The sequence below is a fragment of the Aeribacillus sp. FSL K6-8210 genome (assembly GCF_037963925.1).
Taxonomy (GTDB): Bacteria; Bacillota; Bacilli; order Bacillales; family Aeribacillaceae; genus Aeribacillus; species Aeribacillus composti.
Window position 1 is genome coordinate 2,792,983 of sequence record NZ_CP150172.1, and the last position, 20,366, is coordinate 2,813,348.

Below are 20,366 nucleotides of genomic sequence, written 5' to 3' on the forward strand. Positions count from 1 at the left end.
ATATTCATTCATAAAATAAGGCAGCAGAACATATCGTGTAGGAGAACAATGTTAAAAAAAGGAGGGGTGAAAAGTGAAAATAGGGTTTATAGGAACCGGCAATATGGGGCGTATTCTCATTGAAGCTTTTTGCGAGGCAAAAGTATCAACACCCTCATCGTTGTTTATAACGAATAGAACGATTCAAAAGGCATATGCCATCAAACGGAAATATCCTGAAATACATGTTTGTACATCAAGTATAGAGGTCGTTCATCAAAGCGATTTCATATTTCTATGCGTTAAGCCTTTAGATATACACCCCCTTTTAAAGGAACTGAAAACTGGTTTACAAGGACATCAATGTTTAATTTCCATTACGAGCCCGATTTCAGTCGAGCAAATCGAATCGGCTGTTCCATGCCAAGTAGCCCGAGTCATACCAAGCATAACAAACAGGGCTAAAGCGGGAGCTGCTTTGCTGACATTTGGAAATAGATGCAGCGAACATACAAGAAATATCATTCTTTCCATGTTTGAAAAAATATCAAAGCCAATCTTAATAGAAAATAACATTACCCGTGTTGCATCTGATATCGTCAGCTGCGGACCGGCTTTTTTCAGCTTTTTGCTACAAAAATTTATTGAAGCTGCTGCGGCGGAAACAGACATTTCGAAAGAGGATGCGGTTCAATTAGCAAACGAGATGATGATCGGCATAGGCAAGCTGCTTGAAAGCGGGTATTACACGCTTCCGACATTGCAGGAAAAAGTGCACGTAAAAGGGGGAGTTACCGGAGAGGGGATTAAAGTGCTTGAAAATGAACTAGGCGACATGTTTCATCATTTATTTCAAAGCACCCATGCAAAATTTGATGAAGATTTACAAAAAGTGAGGCATCAATTTGACAATGAATAATATTCTGCAGGGCTCATGAAAATTCCTGCTAAAATGAAAAAAACCATCGAAAAAAAATTACATTCGATGGTTTCAACTTTTTTTCGCAATATAAAATATTCGTTCCGCCTGCTCGATGTCCGGGCTTTGAAAAATTCCATCCGTTATGTCAACGATCGTAAAGCCGCACTTTTCCAACATATGTCGGTACTCAGAAATTGAAAAAGTTCTTTGATAATGGTCTTCATCCAACCGTACATAATCCGTTCCATTGTTCACAAAGAAGGTTAATTCATGAATGACACTGTTTGGATATTCACCGTCAAAGCATTTCCAAATATAGCTGACATCCTCATCATTATCAGCGAATACAGCATGTTTAAATATTTTCTCCATTTTATGAACAGAATGGGCATCAAACAGAAATAAGCCGTTTCGGTTCAAGTGGTCGTATACGGCTTGAAACGTTTTGACCACATCCTCTTCCTTCAGCAAGTAGTTGATGGAATCGCAATTTAATAACACCGCATCAAAAGGCTTGTAGCCTTTAAGCTCCCTCATATCTTGTTCAATAAAGAGCGCATCAAACCCTTTTTTCATCATCTTTTCCTGGGCAACGGCGAGCATTTCTCCGGAGAGATCGACACCTGTTAGCTCATACCCAAGCTCAGCCATCCTATACGATATTTCTCCTGTTCCACAAGCTAAATCTAGCACCCGGTTCCCGCCGTTTCCATATCGTTGAATCGCTTGATGCAAAAATTGCGCCCATTCATCATAAGGAACATCTTTCATTAATCGGTCGTACACAGATGCAAAATGCTTATAAATCAAGCTAACCACTCGCTCACTTCTTCGCGCGGAGCATCTCCCCATAATTTTTCTAAATTATAATAGCTTCTTTCATCCCTATGGAAAACATGAGCAACGACATCTCCTAAATCAATGAGAACCCATTTTGCCTCGTCAAACCCTTCGAGACGCTTGACGGGAATTCCGTTTTCCTCTGCTTTCTCTTTCATTTCTCTGGCAATTGCTTGCACATTTTTTTCGTTATTCGCATGGCATATCATAAAATAATCAGCTATTAGAGAGATTCCTTGCATGTTTAATACTACGATATCTTCTGCTTTTTTATCGCTGCCTGCTTTAACAGTTAAAGCTAGAATATCACGCGAATTCATCCACTTCACTCCTTCAATTTTTCATTACGAGCGCATTATAAGTTTTAAACGTTTCAGGGTAAATCGGCTGCTTTTTCTTCATTAAAAATGCAATCGTATTGGATATCGACTGAACGAGCGCTTCATTTAAATCTTTTTGTGCCAATTCCCTGACTTCATCGACTCCGGGGAAGCTTCTACCCGGTTCAATATAATCAGCTAAATAAATCACTTTTTCAAGAAGAGTCATGTTTTCTCTTCCGGATGTATGGTAGCGGATCGCATCTAAAATTTCTTTATCAGAAATGCCGACTTCCTTCTCGACTAAATAGGCGCCAACAGGTGCATGCCAAAGTTCTGTATTATATTCCAGCAAGTCCTTCGGCATATTTTGTTCAATAATAATTTTTCTCATTTCATCTTTTGGCCGAAATTTGGCATAATCATGAAAAATAGCTGCTAATTCTGCCTTTTTCACATCGGCGCCGTACCGCTTTGCCAAACTGATGGCTGTCTCCATTACGCCTAAAGTATGTTGATAACGCTGTTTCGTTATCGCCTTTTCCACAACTGCTAACGCTTTTTCACGTTCCATATAATCGATTCTCCCCTATATATTGAATAACTTTTTTGGGCAGAAGATAGTCCACCGCTTGTCCGTTTTTCAATCGCTCTCTGATCATTGTAGAGGAAACATCAAACTGAGGAACTTCCACCTCTTTTACGAAAAATGTGCTCTCATTCGAGTATCCGTTACGTTTCACGCCGACAAATTGCACCATATCCATCAATTCCTCTATTCGATGCCAATGAGGCAAATTTTCAATCATATCTGATCCAATAATAAAATAAAATTCTTCGTTTGGATATCTTTCTTTCAATATTTTCACTGTGTCATACGTAAAAGACGGACCCTCTCTTTCAAGTTCAATTAATTGGACTTGAAAAAATGGATTTCCTTCAATTGCTCTTTTCAGCATATTTACCCGGTGGTGTGTTTCTGTCACCGGCTCCTTTTGTTTATGGGGTGGAATATTGTTCGGCATAAACCATATTTTGTCCAGATTAAGAGAATGAAGAACCTCATTGGCCATTAATAAATGTCCGTTATGGGGCGGGTCAAATGTCCCCCCAAAAATTCCGATTTTACCCAATTTTTCCGCACCATCCGTTCGTTTATTCAGGCAAAATGATTTGTTTTTTTTCTTTTGATTCTTTATATAAAACAATGACATTTCCGATGATTTGGACGAGATGGGCATTTGTCCCATCAACAAGTGCTTGAGCAACTGCTGCTTTGTCTTCATCACAATTTTTCAGCACGTTCACTTTTATGAGCTCTCTTGCTTCTAAACAATCGTTCACCTGCTGAAGCAAATTTGAATTTACTCCGCCCTTTCCAATTTGGAAAATCGGGTTCAGATGATGTGCAAGAGAGCGTAAAAAACGTTTTTGTTTTCCAGTTAAAGTCATGATTTTCCTCCTAATTTTTCATATACGAGCTTTTTCATTCGACTGACATCAGGTTCCACATTCGTCCATATTTGAAACGCACATGCCCCTTGATAAACAAACATTCCTACTCCGTCAACAGCTTTAAGGCCCAGCTTTTCAGCCTCTTTTAATAACATCGTTTTCAGCGGATTATAAATGATATCAGCAACGACAGTTCCGCCGTGAACGCGTCCGGTTAATTCAATCGGCTTTTCTTCGATATTCGGCTTCATCCCGATGGATGTCGTTTGAATGATGACATCATATTCATTGGACGTTTGATCGAGTTGTTGGAATGAATAAACGTTTCCTTTTGTCTCATAGCTGCAGTTTTCCTTTAACAGATGAGCCCGCTCTGCTGTTCTGTTTACAATATCAATGAACGCAAAGCCTTCTTTCGCCAGCGTTGTATAGATCGCCCGAGCGGCTCCGCCCGCCCCGATCAGCAGCACTTTTAAATCTCGGGGATTGGTATTGTCAATATGCTCTTTCAATGACAGGTAAAATCCGTATCCGTCTGTGTTAAAACCGATTAATCTCCCGTCTTCGTTTTTTACTGTATTTACCGCGTGAAGCAATTGAGCCGATTCATCCAATTCATCAAGAAAAGGAATGATTGACACTTTATGTGGAACCGTTACATTAAACCCCTTTATGCCAAGAGCCTTCATCCCTTTTACCGCTTGTTCAAGCTCTTCCCCTTTTACTTGAAATGCGTGATAGCGGGCATTCATATTTAAGTAATCGAAAGCATCGTTATGAATGAGAGGGGAAAGCGAATGACCGATCGGGTCGCCTATTACTCCGTAAACTTGCTCCATTTGAAATCCTCTCCACCTTTTTGTTTTTATATTAATGAATGACGGACGCCCACATGTACATCTTTAGGTGCATAAGCAACAACTCTTTTCGGTCCATCGTGGATCGTTACCCATCCAAGACCTGAAAACACGATATCTTTCTTTTTTCCATTTATAGTGAATTCGTGCGGGACAAGTTCTGGAAAGGATTCGACTGCTTCTTTTCTAGGAGGGGTTAAAAGCTCCCCTAAATGTGCTGCATATAAATGATCCGCCTTCTCCAGTTTTGTTCGATGAATGTCAATGCTGTTCGGAATATAGCACACAATGGAGGAACGTCCTCCCTTTATATAATCCAGTCTTGCCAATCCGCCGAAGTATAAAGTTTGCCTTTCATTTAACTGGAACACTCTAGGCTTAATTTCTTTTTTCGGCGATAGAAGCTTTAGGTCGCGCTTATCAATAAAGTGCGCCATCTGATGATCATTGATAATGCCTGGTGTATCGTATAAAACTGCGCCGTCATCTAACGGAATTTCAATTAGATTGAGCGTTGTGCCGGGATAATGGGAAGTTGTAATGATATCCCCTTCTCCCGCAACCTCCTTCAAGATTCGATTAATAAAAGTTGATTTCCCAACATTTGTACATCCAACAACATACACGTTTTCTCCGTTGCGATAATGATCTATTTGCTCTGCCGCTTCTTTAATGCCATGTCCCTTTTCTGAGCTGATTAAAAGCACATCCAATGGCGTTAATCCATACTCTTTTGCTTCTCTCTTCATCCAACGAATAACCTTTTCTTTTTTCACCGATTTTGGAATGAGATCTGCTTTATTGCCGATTAAAATGACTGGATTGTAGCCGATAAAACGCTGTATGCCGTTGATCCAGCTTCCGTTAAAATCAAAAATGTCGACAACCTTCACAACAAGAGCTTTCGTATTGCCAATGCCGTGCAAAATTTTTAAAAAGTCCTCATTTGTTAACGAGACATCTTGAATTTCGTTATAATGTTTCAGCCGAAAACACCTTTGGCAGATCGGCTGTTCTTTCTCAAGAGCAGCTTTTGGAGCATATCCAATTTCAGATGGATCTTCCGTTTGAATTTTTACTCCGCACCCGACGCAAACCTTCTCATCCAAACTCATCATTCCTCCCAATGCAGCATGCCTTTCTGTTTTAACAATTTTAAAATTTTCCTTTCAATTTTCCTGTTGATCCGGGTCCAAAAGCCGTCAGTAGACGATACAGGCACAACTAAAATCGTATGAAAACCGCAGAGATTCCCTCCGAGAACATCTGTCAGCAGCTGGTCGCCGATCACAACAACTTCTTCTTTTTTCAGCCCCATCTGCTCAGCCGCTTTTTTAAACGCTTTTGCACGGGGTTTTCCCGCTTTCGAAATGAACGGAATATTCAGCGGTTCAGAAAACGAACGGACGCGTTTTTCGTTATTATTTGAAACAATTGTCACTTTAATCCCGTTCTGTTCCATCATTTCAAACCAATTTTTCAATTTCGGAGTTGCGTTCGGCCTGTCCCATTCTACTAAAGTATTATCTAAATCGGTAATAATACCTTTTATACCTTTTTCCTTTAAAAAATGAGGATAAATATGAAAAACGCTTTTCGCATATTCTCCGGGCAAAAACCTTTTCAGCAAATTGAACACCTCTTAATTCAATAAATAGACTACTGTTAAACTATTTTTCATCATACCGAATTTCGAGTTTACTTTCAAAACAATATTGTTTTCACAAAAAAAATTCGACAATTTTTTAACATATTCAACAGCTGTGGATAATTTTATACACAATATCCACCTATTCATATCAATCTTTAGTAAAGTATATAAACAAACTACCCACAGCTTTTCCACCGAAGGCTGTGGATAACAGAACGGTTGTTCTCTATTAAAAAACATGGTAAATTTATGGTAATAAATAAAGGAGGTGCTTTCTCCATAACATGATCGCTTCTATGAAAAATTTATCGGACGAATTTTTAATTGAATCTTACTATAAAGCAACCGAAATGAGGCTTAGCAAAGAATTCATCGAATTAATAGAATTGGAAATAAAGCGCCGCTCGCTCTCTCACTTATTAAAAGCATCGTCTTAGCGGTGTCTTTTTTTTTGCTTAAAAACCTACCCCCGGCGCATGGCTGCATGTTCCACAGCCGCTAAACTCCTTTAACAGATAATCGTTGATGTCAATCCACAATGACTTAATACCTTTCAACTGATGATCTCCGATACCAATCCATTTTTCTTCACTGTCTCATTATAACTAAAACTCAGCTGTTTTCCATACTCTTTCCCCTTTTTCATGAAGGACATACAAGGACAAAGCCGCAATCACATACAATTTAATAATACGTAATGCGGGGGTGAAAAACATGTCTGGAATTTTGACTGCACTAAGCTATTTTATAAAAGAATTGGTTTTTCTCGTTTCATATGTAAAAAACAATGCTTTCCCTCAACCGCTTTCCCCAAATGAAGAAAAAAAATATCTCCGCCTGATGGCCGAAGGAAATGACGAAGCAAGAAATATATTAATTGAACATAATTTGCGCCTTGTCGCTCATATTGTCAAAAAATTTGAAAATACAGGTGAAGACTCGGAAGATCTCATATCCATCGGCACAATTGGTTTAATTAAAGCGATTGAAAGCTATTCCGAAAACAAAGGGACAAAGCTTGCTACATATGCCGCAAGATGCATTGAAAATGAAATTTTAATGCATCTCCGTTCCTTAAAAAAAACAAAAAAAGATGTTTCCCTACACGATCCTATTGGCCAAGATAAAGAAGGAAACGAAATCAGTTTAATAGATGTGCTAAAATCAGAAAATGAAGATATTATCGACACGATTCAATTGAATATGGAGCTGGAAAAAATTAAGAAATATTTATCGATTCTAGACGAAAGAGAAAAAGAAGTCATTATCGGGCGGTTTGGATTGAATACGCAGCAGGAAAAAACGCAGCGTGAAATTGCAAAAGAGCTCGGCATTTCGAGAAGTTATGTTTCCAGAATCGAAAAAAGGGCACTTATGAAAATGTTTCATGAGTTTTACCGAAATGAAAAAGAAAAAAAGATGTCAAAAGAATAAAAGGAAAAGCATTTTCAACGAGATTTTGTGCGAAATTTGCGAGAGTTCCTGAATGATTTACTCGCGTATATCTGCAAAATTCATTTTAAAGTGGCTTTCCGATATGTGACATCCCATAAAACTCAAAATTAACCTTGCTACAGGTTTTCCAGCGCATTGGCGCAAATCGAGATATAAAAACGAATCTCAAAATTGACCGATTAATAAAAATCGCAGAAAGCGAATCCGCTGTTTGACGTAAAATGGTGGTAACATGATTTGACAGGATGCGAACGTTACGGTTGAGAGCCCATTACAACTGCTTTCAATCTGTAAAAAGGCAGCCTTTATTGCAGCGCTAGTTGCTGTTTTCATATGAAACAGAGCAATGCCGCCTTCATTCACCTAATGTTTTATCAAAAAAGAGGGGCTCAAAAGAGTCAGCTATACTGACTTTTTGGAGCCCTTTTTCAAGAAATGATTAAGATTGCAACTTATCAAGCTTTTTTTGATATTTCGATGACAATTTAAAAAATAGAATAGAGCTGGCTAACATCATCGTTGAAGTTCCGATTAGCATTATTTCTTGTATATTGGTCCGAGGTGAATGATTAGGAATCCATATTCCGATGTATAAAAAGGTTCCGACAGCTAGCAGAACGAGAGCAAAATGTTTATAGTCTTCTATTAATTCTTTTAATTTTTTCTCCTCCATGATATCACCTAATCGAATTAGTTATTCTATATTATAAAAGAATAACATATCGATTCGGGCTAATAGGCTTGTAATAGTTTCCATTTACATTCAACTTAGTTCTTCAATCATTTTCAGAACCAATTCCGATGAATTGAAAGCCGCTTTGTCTAAAAATTGTTCAAAGGAAATGTTCGACTCTTTTCCGGCGATATCTGAGAGCGCCCGGATGATGACAAAAGGCGTTTGAAATTTGTAGCACACTTGCGCGACAGCAGCAGCTTCCATCTCAACAGCGTACAAATGGCTGAATTTAGACCGGACAAAAGCTACTTTATCGGGGTCGTTCATAAAAGAATCCCCCGTTGCGATCGCCCCTTTTACCGTCTGAATTCCTGAAATGTCTTTTGCTTTTCTTTCAGCGATTTCAATCAGTTTTTCATCGGCCTTAAAGGATGGAGGAAGTCCTGGAACTTGACCATATTCATACCCAAAAGCCGTCACATCTACATCATGATGGCGAACCTCTGTGGATATGACAACATCCCCTACGTTTAAAGACTCATGAAATCCTCCGGCGGAGCCGGTATTGATCACATAATCCGGCTGATATCGCTCCAGCAGCAAAGTGGTGCTTACGGCTGCATTCACTTTTCCAATTCCTGATTTTAATAAAATCGTATCAGTTTGATTGTATTTTCCAATCATAAAACTGCAGCCTGCAATCTCCTCTTCTTTTGTACAATCCAATTTCTCGCGCAGGATGCGAACTTCTTCTTCCATTGCACCAATGATTGCAATTTTCATATTCCAACATTCCTTTCTATCATGAATAGCTATAAAAATCATAAAAAAAGATCCCTCAAGTGTTTGACAGTCAGCTTTTTACACATGAGGGTCTTTTTTGTTTTTCAGTCTATTTTAATACTTCAACTCTAGTCGGTTTCCAGCCCTCTCCGTCTATCCATGTAATGGATACTCTATATTTTTTTCCGTCTGCTTTGTTTTGAATCGTTCCTTTCGCATCATTCGGGCTTCCGTTATTGCCGATCCAAAGGGTCTGCATATTTTCAAGAGAAACACCTGTTGCATAGCTTAATGCTTTTTCCATTTCCTTCCAATCTACAGATGACTTTTTATAAGTCGTAACGTGCTTACCTGTCTGGACTGTTCCGATCGGCTTCCAATTTGGATTTTCAATGATTTGTTCAACATCGGAACCCGCTTCTCCTTCAGTTACTGTTGCACCTTCAAAAGGATCATCGCTCGATTCCTTTTCTTCATTTGCTGATTGTGTATTTTCGTCCTCTTCCTCCTTAATTTCATTACTTTCATTCCGTTCAGCTGCTTTTTCTTCTTCCTGCTGATCGTTAGATTGTTCAACTGTCTCTTCTTCGATATTTTTAGATGAGCTTGATTGCTCTTTTTGTTGTTCACTGTTGGAATTCGCTTGTTCAGTACCGCCTCCCAAAAAAAGCTGAGAAGCAATAACGAGGATGAGTAAGGCGACAATTCCAATTAAAATATTTAAAATCAAATTCGTTTTTCGTTTTTTATCCCGAATTTCATAACGAGAACCCGCCATTCCCCGTCAACTCCTTTGTTTCTCCAATCTTTGAGTTATTATTTTAACATACTTTATTCTTCATTAACATTATAAATCTGTTCAACCATTTCGTAAAAAACATCATTTGTCTTTGCTCTACCGCTCGTTTTGTTCATATCAACAACAACTAAAGCATATTTCGGATGTTCCGCAGGAAAAAAACCGGCAAACCATTTATGATATAATTTTTTTCCATTGTCGTTCAATGTTCCCGTTTCGGCAGTGCCCGATTTGCCGGCTACTTTAACAGGCAAGCTTTGAAACACTCTGCCGGTTCCATCAGGATGAGCGACTACTTGAAGCAGGAGATCCGTTAATTTTGATGATGTTGCAGGGGAAATTTTTTCTCCTTTCATCAAATGGTTCTTGAATGTATACATCGTTTCTCCGTTTTTATATAAAATTTTATCCACGACTTTCACTTCTCTTTTTTCTCCTCCGCGTGCAATTGTAGCCATCATATTCGCGACAGCTAGAGGAGTAACCTTTACATTTTTTTGTCCGATGGAGGTTTGTGCGATGGCCTTTGCTGACTTTTTGTCGCTGTCATCTCCCCAAATCGTTCCTCTTTGCTCCCTTGGAAATTGTTTAAATTGATCGTAATGGTATACTTTTCCCGACCAGCCTGAGAAGCTGAGAAGGCCAAGCTTTTCTGCGTATTCTTCAATTATATTGCTCTTTTTTTGTATTAATTCCTGACCTATCGTAGCAAACGCATAATTGCAGCTTTTCGCAAAGCTTTCTTCAAACGTAAGCGTTCCAGCCCGCTTTTCTTCCTCTTTTTCTGTTTGGCCGTAGACATTCCGGTCACAATTAAATGTTCTTTCCGGTTTGATCATGTTTGTGTCGATCGCTGCTGCAGCGATAACGGTTTTAAAAACAGAACCAGGAAACATTGCCGAAAGCATTTTATTTTCATATGTTTTTGGATCATTCCGGTCCAGATCCGGTTTGGAGGCCATTGCAACTACTTCGCTGTTTTCAATGTCTAACAGAACGAGGCCGCCTTCATTTATTTGATGTTTTGTTAAAATTTGTTCAGCTTTTTCTTGCAAATGTTTGTCAATCGTTGTTTGAACGGCAATTGGGTAAAATGGATTGGAATCGGCAATATATTTTACATTGACGCCGAAAAGAGGCCTGCCGAGACCATCAACATGATATAAAAGTCTTGACGCATCTTCCGGCTGCAAAAATTCATCAAACGCCTCCTCCAGTCCAGTCACGCCTACTTCAGGACTTAATGACGTGATCTCTTTGTCAGGGTATCTTTTTTTCCATTCTGTTTCATTTTCGCTTGTCATCCCAATAAGATGGGAAGCAATATTGTCTGATTGCTCTGTTTTCATAAAGATGCCGAATACTCCCGGAATTTTTAACTTATTGATGGCTTTTATATCCTGTTCATCAAGTTGAAATCCTTTTTCTTTATTCAACAAAATAGGTTCATTTTTCGTTCCTTTCAATAATTGTTCGATTTCATCCTTGCGAACAGAAATGGCTGCCGCCAATTGATCGATCGGCCATTGATAATTTTTCAGAAATGGAAATAAAACGAGCGTAGGCAAATATGTTTCGTTCAAAGGTTTATTTTCACGATCAATAAATCGACCCCGCCCATCATCTATAATTACTTCTTGTGTCCTCTGTTTGACGCTTTCTTTCATCAAATTGACATCTTGTTCTGAAAATGACTCGGTTTCAAGCAGTTGAATTTGCGCAAGTCTATATATGAGAACACCCATTAACAAAATGATGAAGACGCCTATATATTTTATTCGCTTATTCATAAAAAAACACCTCGTCTTATATTTTCGACGAGGTGCGCACATCTTAAACTATATTAAAGGCTATCAACATTAATCAACACGTACAATTTTGACTGTCATATCGCCGCCAGGCGTCTGAACTACAACTTCTTCCCCTACTTGACGGCCGAGCAGGCTTTTAGCCATCGGAGAATCATTGGAAATTTTCCCTTCGAAAGGATCTGCTTCTGCACTTCCGACAATTGTATAAGTTTCTTCTTCTCCATCAGGCAATTCAATAAACGTAACAGATTTTCCAAGTGAAACAGTTGTTTTATTTTCTGTGTCTTCTTCAATAATTTTCGCATTGCGAATCATATTTTCGAGCGTTGTAATGCGTCCTTCTACAAAAGCTTGCTCTTCTTTTGCTGAATCATATTCAGAGTTTTCTGATAGGTCGCCAAATGATCTTGCCACTTTTATTCGTTCTACAACTTCTTTTCGCTTTACCGTTTTTAAATACTCAAGTTCTTGTTCAAGTTTTTCTTTCCCAGCTTTCGTCATAGGAAATACCTTTTCTTCCGCCATAATAGTCCTCCTTTTCTTTATATCCCCCTAATGGTTCCTAAAAAATGAAAGAACTTTTCTGCCGTTCTTTCGACAGAAAAGAATCTTTTATAACATAGTTATAGAAGGAAATATTTATCTATGATATGTTATTACAAAATAATCGGCAGTTCAAGAAACGTTTTGCTTTTTTATAAAAAAATCCAGATTCTTCCCCTATCTTGTCTCTTTTCTCATCATATTATACGGATATAGCGGATGCTCGCACTTGAAGCGGATTATTTGCAAAGGATGTCTTGCTGCATCCAATTCATTTCCATCTTCATCCCAAATTTTATCGATGACAATGCGAAAATTGTCAATTTGCGGACCGAAAAATTCTACTTCGTCACCAGGTCTGAAATGGTTTCTTTGCTGCAATGTCACCATTTTCGTTTCTGGATTCCAGTCAAGCACAAGCCCGACAAAGTCGTATGCTGTTTTTTTGCTGTGAGTGCCAAATAATTGCTCTTGATAACCAGGCACTCCTTCAAAAAAGGCAGGAGCCGTTTCTCTGTTCGCGCATTTATCCAATTCTTCCAGCCATTCCTGTTTCATGACAAAATGATCGGGATCGGCGCAGTATGCATCAATGACTTTGCGATATACACTGACAACAGTTGCAACATAGTGAATGGATTTCATGCGGCCTTCAATTTTCAAGCTGTCGATCCCCATTTCAATCATTTTCGGAATCGACTCAACCAATTTTAAGTCTTTAGCGCTCATTGCAAATGGAGAGTCTTGCTCATCAAACATAGGCACTTCTTTGCCTTTATAATATTCATATAAATCATAATCCCACCGGCAGGACTGACAGCATCCTCCTCTGTTTGAATCTCGCGCTGTCATATGATTGCTTAATGTGCAGCGGCCTGAATAGGCAATGCACATCGCACCGTGAATAAACGTTTCGATTTCAATATCTACTTTTTCTTTTATTTCTCTAATTTCTTCAGCGCTCGTTTCCCGTGCTAGAACGACCCGCTCCAAACCTTCCTCCTTCCAAAATTGGACAGCTTTCCAATTCGAAAGGGATTGCTGAGTGCTTAAGTGGACTTCCAATTTTGGAGCTACCTTTCTGCACGTTTCAATAATGAGGGGATCTGCGACAATGACCCCTGCCACTCCCGCGTCTTCTAGCGCTTTTAAATATTGATCGAGTCCAGGAATGTTTTCATTATGTGCATAAATGTTTGTCGTCACATATATTTTTGCCCCGTACTGATTAGCAAATTGAACTCCTTCTTTAATTTCCTCAATGGAGAAATTATCGGCATTGGAACGCAAGCCGTACTCTTGTCCGCCAATGAAGACGGCGTCAGCACCGTACATGACGGCGATTTTTAATTTCTCCAAATTTCCGGCAGGTGCAAGAAGTTCAGGTTTTTTCGTTATGACCCTTTTACCGTTGATAATTGTTGAAATTTTATCTTTCACAACCGGCATGCGAACTCCTCCTTTAACGTTTTTTTAATAAACGGTCTCTTTAAAGAAAAATCCTGTATCCAACGGGCGGTTTGGCGGCTGTATTTCCTCAATTTCAGCGTACAGCTTGTCTTTAACATTTTCATATTGCTCTCGATCCTCAGCGCATAAATCGATCGCCTTTCGATACTTTTTCGTCACTTCTACAATATATTCCGGAGTTTTCAGCACGCCATCTATTTTAAAAGAATCAATTCCTGCATCAACCAGTTCCTCCAGCTCGTCAATGATGCAAATATCATTCGGACTCATAATATGGGTTCCATTTTCATCCTCAAAAATTGGATATTTGTTATTTCTCTCTTTATCATGCAAAAACATATTTTTGCCGTATTTATAATTGTGAATTTCCATCGCTTTCCCACGATATTCAAAATAATTGCCGATAAGAGATCTTTTGGACTGAAACATGCACGTCATTCCGTGGACTTGGACTTCTATTTCCACTTCTGCATGCTCTTTCGTTTCAATGACAGCTTCCATGCTTAACTCCCGAGCTAGTACTGCACGCTTGGCGCCTTTCCTTCCCCAATAGTTGCATGCATACCAGTTGGTCGCGGTTGTTTCCGTATTCCAATGGAGCTTCATCTCCGGAGCAACTTCCCTAACAGTCATTAACACAGCTGGATCACCGAATACAATCGCATCTGCCTTCGCATTATGAACAAATTTTACATAATCTGCAAGCTCGTCTACTTTATCATTATGAAAAATTGCATTCATTGCAACGTATACTTTTTTTCCATATTGATGGGCAAGGTCAATCGCATCTAATACATCTTTTCGATGAAATTCCCCTGCAAGCCTTAAGCCATAACGCTGTTCGCCGATGATAAAAGCATCTGCGCCAGCTTTGCAAAGGCTCTCAATATTTTTGACATTTACAGGTGTGACGAGCAGTTCGGGTTTTTTCATTCCCCTTCACCCCTTTTTATACTGAAGGCTAATCCGTCGCCTATCGGAATAATAACGGTATCCCATTCGGACTGATTCATTAGCCATTCATTATATTCTTTAATTTTCTTCGCTAAAGATTTTAACCTTTTTGATTCTATCATTTCTTCAGCGACTAGTCCTTTAAAAAGAACATTATCCGAAAAAACGACCGCTCTTTTTGACAGCAAAGGTTCATATGCTTGAAAAAAACGTTTATATTGCCCTTTGCTCGCATCGATAAAGAGCGCATCAAACGGACCGTCAAGCTTGACTTCCTGTACGATTTCTAGAGCATCACCGTGATAAATGGTAATTTGATTTTCAAGACCGCAAGCTCGAATATTTTGTTCCGCTAGTTCAAATCGATTAGGATCTATTTCAGTCGTTACAATTTTTGTGTTCGGCAACGCTTTTGCCATCCGAATCGCCGAATAGCCGATCGCCGCCCCAATTTCCAATATTTTGTTCGGCTGATGGAGCTTTAAAATATGAAGCATGACAGACAGCGCCCGCTCTTCCATAATCGGCACCTTCTGCTCTTTTGCATATGCTTCTAATTGAACTAATTTTTCATCTTTGTTAGTAGAAAAATTTGCTAAATATTCCTCGATTTTTTTGTTTGGCAAAATGGACACTCCTAAAAAACTCCCTTAATCAAAGAAGAGTTCTGTTCGAACTCTTCAAGTTTGTTTTTTTAGCTCGATATATTTTAACATAAAAGAAAAAGGAATGCGAATCGCAAACCTTTAATCCTTTTCCGTAATATGCTTAGCTTTTTCTTTGTTATGCTCATCCAACGTCTTCGTAAATATAACTTCCCCTTCTTTCGTTGCGAGAAAATAAAAATAGTTTGTATCGGCAGGATTTGCTACAGCATCTAGTGACTGCTTGCCAGCATTGGCAATCGGCCCCGGCGGAAGTCCTTTATTTTTATATGTGTTATAGGGAGAATTGACTTCTAAATCTTTATAGTATACGCGCTCCTTATGCTTTCCTAATGAATATAAAACGGTTGGATCTGTCTGGAGAGGCATGTTCTTTTCTAAACGATTGTAAAAAACGCTGGCTATTTTTTCCCTGTCGGCTTTTTCCGTCGCTTCCTCCTCCACTAAAGACGCTAATGTTAAAAATTGATGAGTGGAAAGACTCAGCTCTTTCATTTTGTTTCTATAAGGAACAAGCATTTCATCTGTCTTTTTAATCATTGTTTCAATGATTTCCGACAAAGGAGGAGATTCCTCATAAAACGAATAAGTAGCCGGATACAAATATCCTTCCAATGCATATTTTATACGTCTGTTGAAAATGTCATCTGTTATTGTATTAGGATACTTTTTTTGCATTTGTTTGATAAACTGTTGGTTTGTTAATTGGTTCATAATTTCTTTTTTTGAATAGGGAGTATGTTTGGCGATGATGTCAGCAATTTCTGATAGTTGCAATCCTTCCGGGATCGTCAATTTAATAGCTGCTTCTCCCATTAATTCGCCTTTTTTTAAGCGTTCAACGATTTCTTGAATCGTCATCGATTGATTAAATTGATAATTTCCTGCTTGAAACCCTGATTCATTTTTAAATTTCACGTAATATTTAAACACGATCGCACTTTTAATGATGTCATTTTTTTCTAAAATAGAAGCAATTTGCGATACGGAAGATCCAATCGGAATTTGTACCTTTACAGGTTCCTTATTATCCGGATCAACAGGCTTTAATGCAGATCGCACATATAAATACCCGCCGCCAATCACTCCAGCAAATATAACAACAAAGGCAATCAGGACAGTTAACACAGTTTTTCGAACAATTTTCGCTATATGCAGTTTTTCTTGGAGTTTCTTATCCAAAAATTCCTTATTCGAATCCGAATCCGCCATCAATTCATCCTCCTTCCGTCCCGATTATTATACTACATACACGCATTTATTCGTCAAAAATCTCCATTTTTTTATAGGAAGAAATTGTTTTTTTCATTTGGATGTAAATCACCTCAACAAAAAAAGCACCGCAAAACGGTGCTTATTCCTCTTCTAAAAATGTATTTAAAACGGCCTCGATCATTTCCCATTCTTCATCGGTTTCCACAGGCTCCAGCTTTCCACCTTCACCGTCTTCATTGGGAATGTAGCTTGCTGCATGAATTTCTATTCCATCTTCGTCTTCCTCATCATCGATGCCGATCGGATAATAAAGAACGTAAGATTTGTCAAATTCGTCCGAATTAAACGTAAACAAAATTTCGTATAGTTGTTCATTACCGTTTTCATCAATAACGGTAATATGTTTTTCACCTTCCACTTATTTCACCTCAATTTATTGTTGACTGTCCAAATAACTTTGCAAAATAATCACCGCAGCCATTTTATCAATGACTTGCCGTCTTTTTCGCCGGCTTACATCCGCCTCAATGAGAAATCTTTCGGCTTCCATCGTCGAAAGGCGCTCATCCCATAAAATGACCGGAAGCTGAAACTGCTCCTTCAAAAGCGCGGCAAAGCGCTCGCTTGCTTCTCCCCTTGGTCCAACGGTGCCGTTCATATTTTTCGGATACCCGACTACTATTTTTTCTACCTCGTATTTCTTTATCAGTTCAGAGAGTCTTTGAATCCCGAACTCGCCTTCATCTTCATTTATGCTGATCGTTTCCACACCTTGAGCAGTCCATCCCAGCTCATCGCTTACCGCAACTCCTAATGTTTTTGAACCTAAGTCTAACCCAATGATTCGCATTTTATTCCTCACGGTTGTTTTTCAAATAAAATTTTACAAGCTCTTCAATTAATTCATCTCGTTCAATTTTTCTAATCAGATTGCGTGCGCCGTTATGTCTAGGAATGTAAGCAGGATCTCCGGACAACAAATAGCCGACGATTTGATTGATCGGATTATAACCCTTTTCTTCCAGTGCATTGTATACGGCACTTAGAACTTCCTTGACATTTGTCTCAACAGGTTCTTCTGAAAAATTAAACTTCATCGTTTTATCGAAGGAACTCAATTTTTGCACCTCTTTCCTAGACTAAAAAGCGAATCTGCTTGTCTACATCCATTTTACACTATGAATGGAATTTATGAAACGGATTTCACCCAGTCTTCGACAAAACGAAGAGCTTCAGCTAACCGTTCAGGATTTTTTCCTCCCGCTTGAGCCATGTCAGGTCTTCCGCCGCCGCCGCCTCCACAGCGGCTTGCAATTTCCTTAATTAATTTTCCAGCATGGAACCCTTTGTCAACTAAGTCTTTTGTGATGCCGGCTGCTAAATTTACTTTTCCGTCTGATACCGTTGCTAGCACAACAATAGCCGAGCCGAGCTTTTGCTTCAGTTCATCGACCATGCCGCGCAATCTGTTCATATCTTTCACTTGAACTTTTTCCGCAAGAACTGTTACACCGTTGATCGTTACCGCTTTTTCAGCGATGTTCTCCGCTTCCAGATTGCTAAGCTTCATCGTAAGAGATTCATTTTCCCGCTGTAGTTCTTTTATTTCTTGCTGCAGACTGTCAATTCTCTCCGGCAGATTTTTTACATTCGCTTTCAGTTTTGCCCCAATTTCCTTTAACAATAAATATTGTTCATTCATAAACCGGTACGCTTCTTTTCCTGTCACCGCTTCAATTCGGCGGGTTCCTGCACCAATTCCAGTTTCGGAAACAATCTTAAACAGTCCGATTTCCGCTGTATTTGTTACATGGCATCCGCCGCAAAGCTCAAGCGAATAATCGCCTACTTGAACAACGCGAACAATTTTCCCGTATTTTTCTCCAAATAAAGCCATCGCGCCCATCGCTTTCGCTTCGTCAAGAGGCATGTGCTCGATAGAGACTGGAATGCTTTCCCAAATTTTTTCATTTACAATTCGTTCAATTTCTTCCAGCTCTTCTGTTAAAACTTGTCCAAAATGTGAAAAGTCAAAACGGAGACGGTCGGAAGCAACAAGCGATCCAGCTTGGTTGACATGTACGCCCAGCACGTCCTTCAGCGCTTGGTGCAGCAAATGTGTCGCTGTATGATTTTTCACGATTGATTTTCTAGACTCTGCACAAACGGAAGCGTAAACTGCTGCTCCTTTTGTCAAAACGCCTTTTTCGATGACAGCCCGGTGCAAGTGTTGGCCGTTCGGCGCTTTTTGCACATCTTTTACGTTTAAGACCACATCATCATTTTTGATGATTCCTTTGTCAGCAATTTGACCTCCGCTTTCAGCATAAAAAGGCGTCTCGTCCAATATAATTTGGACCTCTTCCCCGCTCTCGGCTTGATCGACTAATTCCCCATCTTTTATGATCACAAGCACCCGTGCATTTGCTTCTAGGGTATTGTAGCCGACAAATTTGCTTTCCTCTTTTAATTCCACAAGAATTCCGCTTTGCACTTGCATCGAGTCGACATCCTGTCTGGCTTTTCTTGCACGTTCTTTTTGATGCTCCATTTCTCGTTCAAAGCCTTCATAATCCAGCTCCATGCCTTCATCTTGTGCGTATTCCTCCGTCAATTCCACTGGAAAACCATATGTGTCGTAAAGCCGAAACACATCTTCGCCTGGAATTATTCGGCTACCCTGTTCTTTCTGCTTTTTGATTACATCCGCTAAAATAGCAAGCCCTTCATGGAGAGTCTCATGGAAACGCTCTTCCTCATTTTTAATTACCCTTTGAACAAAGGATGCTTTTTCTTTTACTTCCGGATAGTAATCGTTCATAATTTCCGCTACAACCGGAACTAATTCATACATAAACGGGCGGTCTATGTTGATCGTTTTTGCATACCGAACCGCTCTGCGGATAAGACGGCGAAGTACATACCCTCTTCCTTCATTAGAAGGTAGCGCGCCGTCTGCAACAGCAAATGTAACCGTGCGGATATGGTCGGCAATCACTTTAAAAGCGACATCTTTCTCTTTGTCGGTTCGATAAGCTTCCCCCGAAATCTTTTCGGTAGCTTGAATGATCGGTAAAAAGAGATCTGTGTCAAAGTTGGTCGGCGCATTTTGAATGACAGAAACCATTCGCTCTAAGCCCATGCCTGTATCAATATTCTTTTTTGGAAGCGGAGTGTAAGTTCCATCAGGATTATGATTAAATTGAGAAAAAACAAGATTCCAAACTTCCAAATAGCGTTCGTTTTCACCGCCGGGATAAAGTTCCGGATCATTTGGATCGTTTCCAAATTCTTCTCCACGATCATAAAATATTTCAGTATTTGGTCCGCTTGGCCCTTCACCAATATCCCAAAAATTTCCTTCCAAACGGATAATTCGTTCTTCCGGCAACCCGATTTTATTTTTCCAAATGTCATACGCCTCTTCATCTTCCGGATGAATAGTAACTGATAATCTATTTGGGTCGAAGCCAATCCATTTTTCGCTTGTTAAAAATTCCCATGCCCATTCAATCGCTTCTTCTTTAAAATAGTCGCCGATTGAGAAATTTCCGAGCATTTCGAAAAATGTATGATGGCGCGCTGTTTTTCCGACATTTTCAATATCGTTTGTTCGGATTGATTTTTGTGCGTTAGTAATTCTCGGATTTTCAGGAACAACCCTTCCGTCAAAATATTTTTTCAATGTTGCGACACCGCTGTTGATCCACAATAGTGACGGATCATCAACCGGAATTAAAGAAGCGCTCGGTTCAACCGAATGTCCTTTTTCCTTAAAAAAATCTAAAAACATTTGACGAACTTGTGCTGAAGTGAGCTTTTTCATGGCATTCCTCCTAAAATGTCTTCATTTTTCTCGCAAAATAAAAACTCTCGCCTATGTAAATGCTCTGATTTACACAGGGACGAGAGTTACTCGCGGTACCACCCTGATTATGAGCCAATTGCTCATCACCTTCATTTGCCGTAAC

The 20,366-nt window shown here is 39.3% G+C and carries 24 protein-coding genes and 1 other annotated feature (1 of these 25 running past the window's edge); of the genes, 3 read left to right on the top strand and 21 right to left on the bottom strand.

Annotated elements, in window-relative coordinates; all coding sequences use genetic code 11:
* Positions 1-73 precede the first annotated feature (73 nt).
* Positions 74-898 carry a late competence protein ComER gene (comER, locus tag NSQ41_RS13535; protein ID WP_066250551.1) on the top strand — a complete coding sequence of 275 codons (825 nt, stop codon included), beginning with the start codon at positions 74-76 and terminating at the stop codon, positions 896-898.
* A gap of 72 nt (positions 899-970) precedes the next feature.
* On the opposite strand, the gene NSQ41_RS13540 is transcribed toward comER, so the two are convergent.
* The 8 genes from NSQ41_RS13540 to NSQ41_RS13575 are packed head-to-tail and all read right to left on the bottom strand — an operon-like array spanning position 971 to position 6,003.
* The gene (locus NSQ41_RS13540; RefSeq protein WP_235600443.1) at positions 971-1,720 is read right to left on the bottom strand and encodes a class I SAM-dependent methyltransferase; all 750 of its coding nucleotides are present in this window, start codon (positions 1,718-1,720) and stop codon (positions 971-973) included.
* Complete coding sequence (rsfS, locus tag NSQ41_RS13545; protein ID WP_063388012.1) at positions 1,708-2,061, bottom strand: ribosome silencing factor; 354 nt, start codon at positions 2,059-2,061, stop codon at positions 1,708-1,710. The genes NSQ41_RS13540 and rsfS overlap by 13 nt, the downstream gene beginning before the upstream one ends.
* Positions 2,062-2,074: 13 nt before the next feature.
* Positions 2,075-2,635 carry a bis(5'-nucleosyl)-tetraphosphatase (symmetrical) YqeK gene (gene yqeK, locus NSQ41_RS13550; RefSeq protein WP_063388011.1) on the bottom strand — a complete coding sequence of 187 codons (561 nt, stop codon included), beginning with the start codon at positions 2,633-2,635 and terminating at the stop codon, positions 2,075-2,077.
* Positions 2,625-3,194 carry a nicotinate-nucleotide adenylyltransferase gene (locus tag NSQ41_RS13555; protein ID WP_066250550.1) on the bottom strand — a complete coding sequence of 190 codons (570 nt, stop codon included), beginning with the start codon at positions 3,192-3,194 and terminating at the stop codon, positions 2,625-2,627. The genes yqeK and NSQ41_RS13555 overlap by 11 nt, the downstream gene beginning before the upstream one ends.
* A 22-nt stretch (positions 3,195-3,216) precedes the next feature.
* Positions 3,217-3,513: a ribosome assembly RNA-binding protein YhbY gene (gene yhbY, locus NSQ41_RS13560; protein WP_063388009.1), complete on the bottom strand. Its 297-nt coding sequence runs from the start codon at positions 3,511-3,513 to the stop codon at positions 3,217-3,219.
* Complete coding sequence (gene aroE / locus NSQ41_RS13565; protein ID WP_327848035.1) at positions 3,510-4,355, bottom strand: shikimate dehydrogenase; 846 nt, start codon at positions 4,353-4,355, stop codon at positions 3,510-3,512. The genes yhbY and aroE overlap by 4 nt, the downstream gene beginning before the upstream one ends.
* A 26-nt stretch (positions 4,356-4,381) precedes the next feature.
* Entirely contained in the window at positions 4,382-5,482 is a 1,101-nt protein-coding gene (gene yqeH, locus NSQ41_RS13570) for a ribosome biogenesis GTPase YqeH (RefSeq protein WP_327848036.1), read from the bottom strand.
* Positions 5,483-5,487: 5 nt separating this feature from the next.
* Positions 5,488-6,003, bottom strand: coding sequence for a YqeG family HAD IIIA-type phosphatase (locus NSQ41_RS13575; RefSeq protein ID WP_063388006.1), 516 nt, complete (start codon positions 6,001-6,003; stop codon positions 5,488-5,490).
* 317 nt (positions 6,004-6,320) lie between these two features.
* Between NSQ41_RS13575 and NSQ41_RS13580 the strand changes: the two genes are divergently transcribed.
* Both NSQ41_RS13580 and sigK read left to right on the top strand, forming a co-directional pair.
* The gene (locus NSQ41_RS13580) at positions 6,321-6,461 is read left to right on the top strand and encodes a sporulation histidine kinase inhibitor Sda (protein ID WP_063388169.1); all 141 of its coding nucleotides are present in this window, start codon (positions 6,321-6,323) and stop codon (positions 6,459-6,461) included.
* Positions 6,462-6,738: 277 nt separating this feature from the next.
* Positions 6,739-7,458, top strand: coding sequence for an RNA polymerase sporulation sigma factor SigK (gene sigK, locus NSQ41_RS13585; RefSeq protein WP_063388005.1), 720 nt, complete (start codon positions 6,739-6,741; stop codon positions 7,456-7,458).
* A gap of 460 nt (positions 7,459-7,918) precedes the next feature.
* On the opposite strand, the gene NSQ41_RS13590 is transcribed toward sigK, so the two are convergent.
* The 13 genes from NSQ41_RS13590 to alaS all read right to left on the bottom strand — a co-directional run bounded on the left by NSQ41_RS13590 (position 7,919) and on the right by alaS (position 20,221).
* The gene (locus NSQ41_RS13590) at positions 7,919-8,152 is read right to left on the bottom strand and encodes a YrhC family protein (RefSeq protein ID WP_063388004.1); all 234 of its coding nucleotides are present in this window, start codon (positions 8,150-8,152) and stop codon (positions 7,919-7,921) included.
* Positions 8,153-8,242: 90 nt separating this feature from the next.
* Entirely contained in the window at positions 8,243-8,938 is a 696-nt protein-coding gene (gene mtnN, locus NSQ41_RS13595; protein ID WP_063388168.1) for a 5'-methylthioadenosine/S-adenosylhomocysteine nucleosidase, read from the bottom strand.
* Between the two features lie 109 nt (positions 8,939-9,047).
* Complete coding sequence (locus tag NSQ41_RS13600; RefSeq protein ID WP_339210146.1) at positions 9,048-9,716, bottom strand: DUF1510 family protein; 669 nt, start codon at positions 9,714-9,716, stop codon at positions 9,048-9,050.
* 53 nt (positions 9,717-9,769) lie between these two features.
* Positions 9,770-11,527: a penicillin-binding protein 2 gene (locus NSQ41_RS13605; protein WP_339210148.1), complete on the bottom strand. Its 1,758-nt coding sequence runs from the start codon at positions 11,525-11,527 to the stop codon at positions 9,770-9,772.
* Between the two features lie 69 nt (positions 11,528-11,596).
* Positions 11,597-12,073, bottom strand: a complete 477-nt coding sequence (gene greA, locus NSQ41_RS13610; RefSeq protein WP_063388001.1) for a transcription elongation factor GreA — start codon at positions 12,071-12,073, stop codon at positions 11,597-11,599.
* Positions 12,074-12,268: 195 nt separating this feature from the next.
* Positions 12,269-13,540 (bottom strand): U32 family peptidase, encoded by a 1,272-nt coding sequence (locus NSQ41_RS13615; RefSeq protein ID WP_066250540.1) that lies wholly within the window; start codon positions 13,538-13,540, stop codon positions 12,269-12,271.
* 24 nt (positions 13,541-13,564) lie between these two features.
* Positions 13,565-14,494: a peptidase U32 family protein gene (locus tag NSQ41_RS13620; protein ID WP_063387999.1), complete on the bottom strand. Its 930-nt coding sequence runs from the start codon at positions 14,492-14,494 to the stop codon at positions 13,565-13,567.
* Positions 14,491-15,141 (bottom strand): O-methyltransferase, encoded by a 651-nt coding sequence (locus NSQ41_RS13625; protein ID WP_339193143.1) that lies wholly within the window; start codon positions 15,139-15,141, stop codon positions 14,491-14,493. The genes NSQ41_RS13620 and NSQ41_RS13625 overlap by 4 nt, the downstream gene beginning before the upstream one ends.
* A 120-nt stretch (positions 15,142-15,261) precedes the next feature.
* A complete protein-coding gene (gene mltG, locus NSQ41_RS13630; protein ID WP_339210150.1) occupies positions 15,262-16,392 on the bottom strand; it encodes an endolytic transglycosylase MltG in 1,131 nt (376 codons plus the stop codon).
* A 142-nt stretch (positions 16,393-16,534) separates the two neighbouring features.
* Positions 16,535-16,813 (bottom strand): DUF1292 domain-containing protein, encoded by a 279-nt coding sequence (locus NSQ41_RS13635; RefSeq protein ID WP_063387996.1) that lies wholly within the window; start codon positions 16,811-16,813, stop codon positions 16,535-16,537.
* A 15-nt stretch (positions 16,814-16,828) separates the two neighbouring features.
* On the bottom strand, positions 16,829-17,245 hold the full coding sequence (ruvX, locus tag NSQ41_RS13640) for a Holliday junction resolvase RuvX (protein WP_063387995.1): 417 nt from the start codon (positions 17,243-17,245) through the stop codon (positions 16,829-16,831).
* 1 nt (position 17,246) lies between these two features.
* Positions 17,247-17,513 (bottom strand): IreB family regulatory phosphoprotein, encoded by a 267-nt coding sequence (locus NSQ41_RS13645; protein WP_063387994.1) that lies wholly within the window; start codon positions 17,511-17,513, stop codon positions 17,247-17,249.
* A gap of 71 nt (positions 17,514-17,584) precedes the next feature.
* Positions 17,585-20,221, bottom strand: coding sequence for an alanine--tRNA ligase (alaS, locus tag NSQ41_RS13650; protein WP_339210152.1), 2,637 nt, complete (start codon positions 20,219-20,221; stop codon positions 17,585-17,587).
* A gap of 72 nt (positions 20,222-20,293) precedes the next feature.
* Positions 20,294-20,366 (bottom strand) — a binding site (T-box leader); it runs 134 nt beyond the window's last position.

Coding starts and splice junctions, on each gene's coding strand:
- rsfS (WP_063388012.1), bottom strand. CDS start 2,061: ATGAATTCGCGTGATATTCTAGCTTTAACTGTTAAAGCAGGCAGCGAT.
- yqeK (WP_063388011.1), bottom strand. CDS start 2,635: ATGGAACGTGAAAAAGCGTTAGCAGTTGTGGAAAAGGCGATAACGAAA.
- yhbY (WP_063388009.1), bottom strand. CDS start 3,513: ATGACTTTAACTGGAAAACAAAAACGTTTTTTACGCTCTCTTGCACAT.
- aroE (WP_327848035.1), bottom strand. CDS start 4,355: ATGGAGCAAGTTTACGGAGTAATAGGCGACCCGATCGGTCATTCGCTT.
- NSQ41_RS13580 (WP_063388169.1), top strand. CDS start 6,321: ATGAAAAATTTATCGGACGAATTTTTAATTGAATCTTACTATAAAGCA.
- sigK (WP_063388005.1), top strand. CDS start 6,739: ATGTCTGGAATTTTGACTGCACTAAGCTATTTTATAAAAGAATTGGTT.
- NSQ41_RS13590 (WP_063388004.1), bottom strand. CDS start 8,152: ATGGAGGAGAAAAAATTAAAAGAATTAATAGAAGACTATAAACATTTT.
- mtnN (WP_063388168.1), bottom strand. CDS start 8,938: ATGAAAATTGCAATCATTGGTGCAATGGAAGAAGAAGTTCGCATCCTG.
- NSQ41_RS13600 (WP_339210146.1), bottom strand. CDS start 9,716: ATGGCGGGTTCTCGTTATGAAATTCGGGATAAAAAACGAAAAACGAAT.
- NSQ41_RS13605 (WP_339210148.1), bottom strand. CDS start 11,527: ATGAATAAGCGAATAAAATATATAGGCGTCTTCATCATTTTGTTAATG.
- greA (WP_063388001.1), bottom strand. CDS start 12,073: ATGGCGGAAGAAAAGGTATTTCCTATGACGAAAGCTGGGAAAGAAAAA.
- NSQ41_RS13615 (WP_066250540.1), bottom strand. CDS start 13,540: ATGCCGGTTGTGAAAGATAAAATTTCAACAATTATCAACGGTAAAAGG.
- NSQ41_RS13620 (WP_063387999.1), bottom strand. CDS start 14,494: ATGAAAAAACCCGAACTGCTCGTCACACCTGTAAATGTCAAAAATATT.
- mltG (WP_339210150.1), bottom strand. CDS start 16,392: ATGGCGGATTCGGATTCGAATAAGGAATTTTTGGATAAGAAACTCCAA.
- ruvX (WP_063387995.1), bottom strand. CDS start 17,245: ATGCGAATCATTGGGTTAGACTTAGGTTCAAAAACATTAGGAGTTGCG.
- alaS (WP_339210152.1), bottom strand. CDS start 20,221: ATGAAAAAGCTCACTTCAGCACAAGTTCGTCAAATGTTTTTAGATTTT.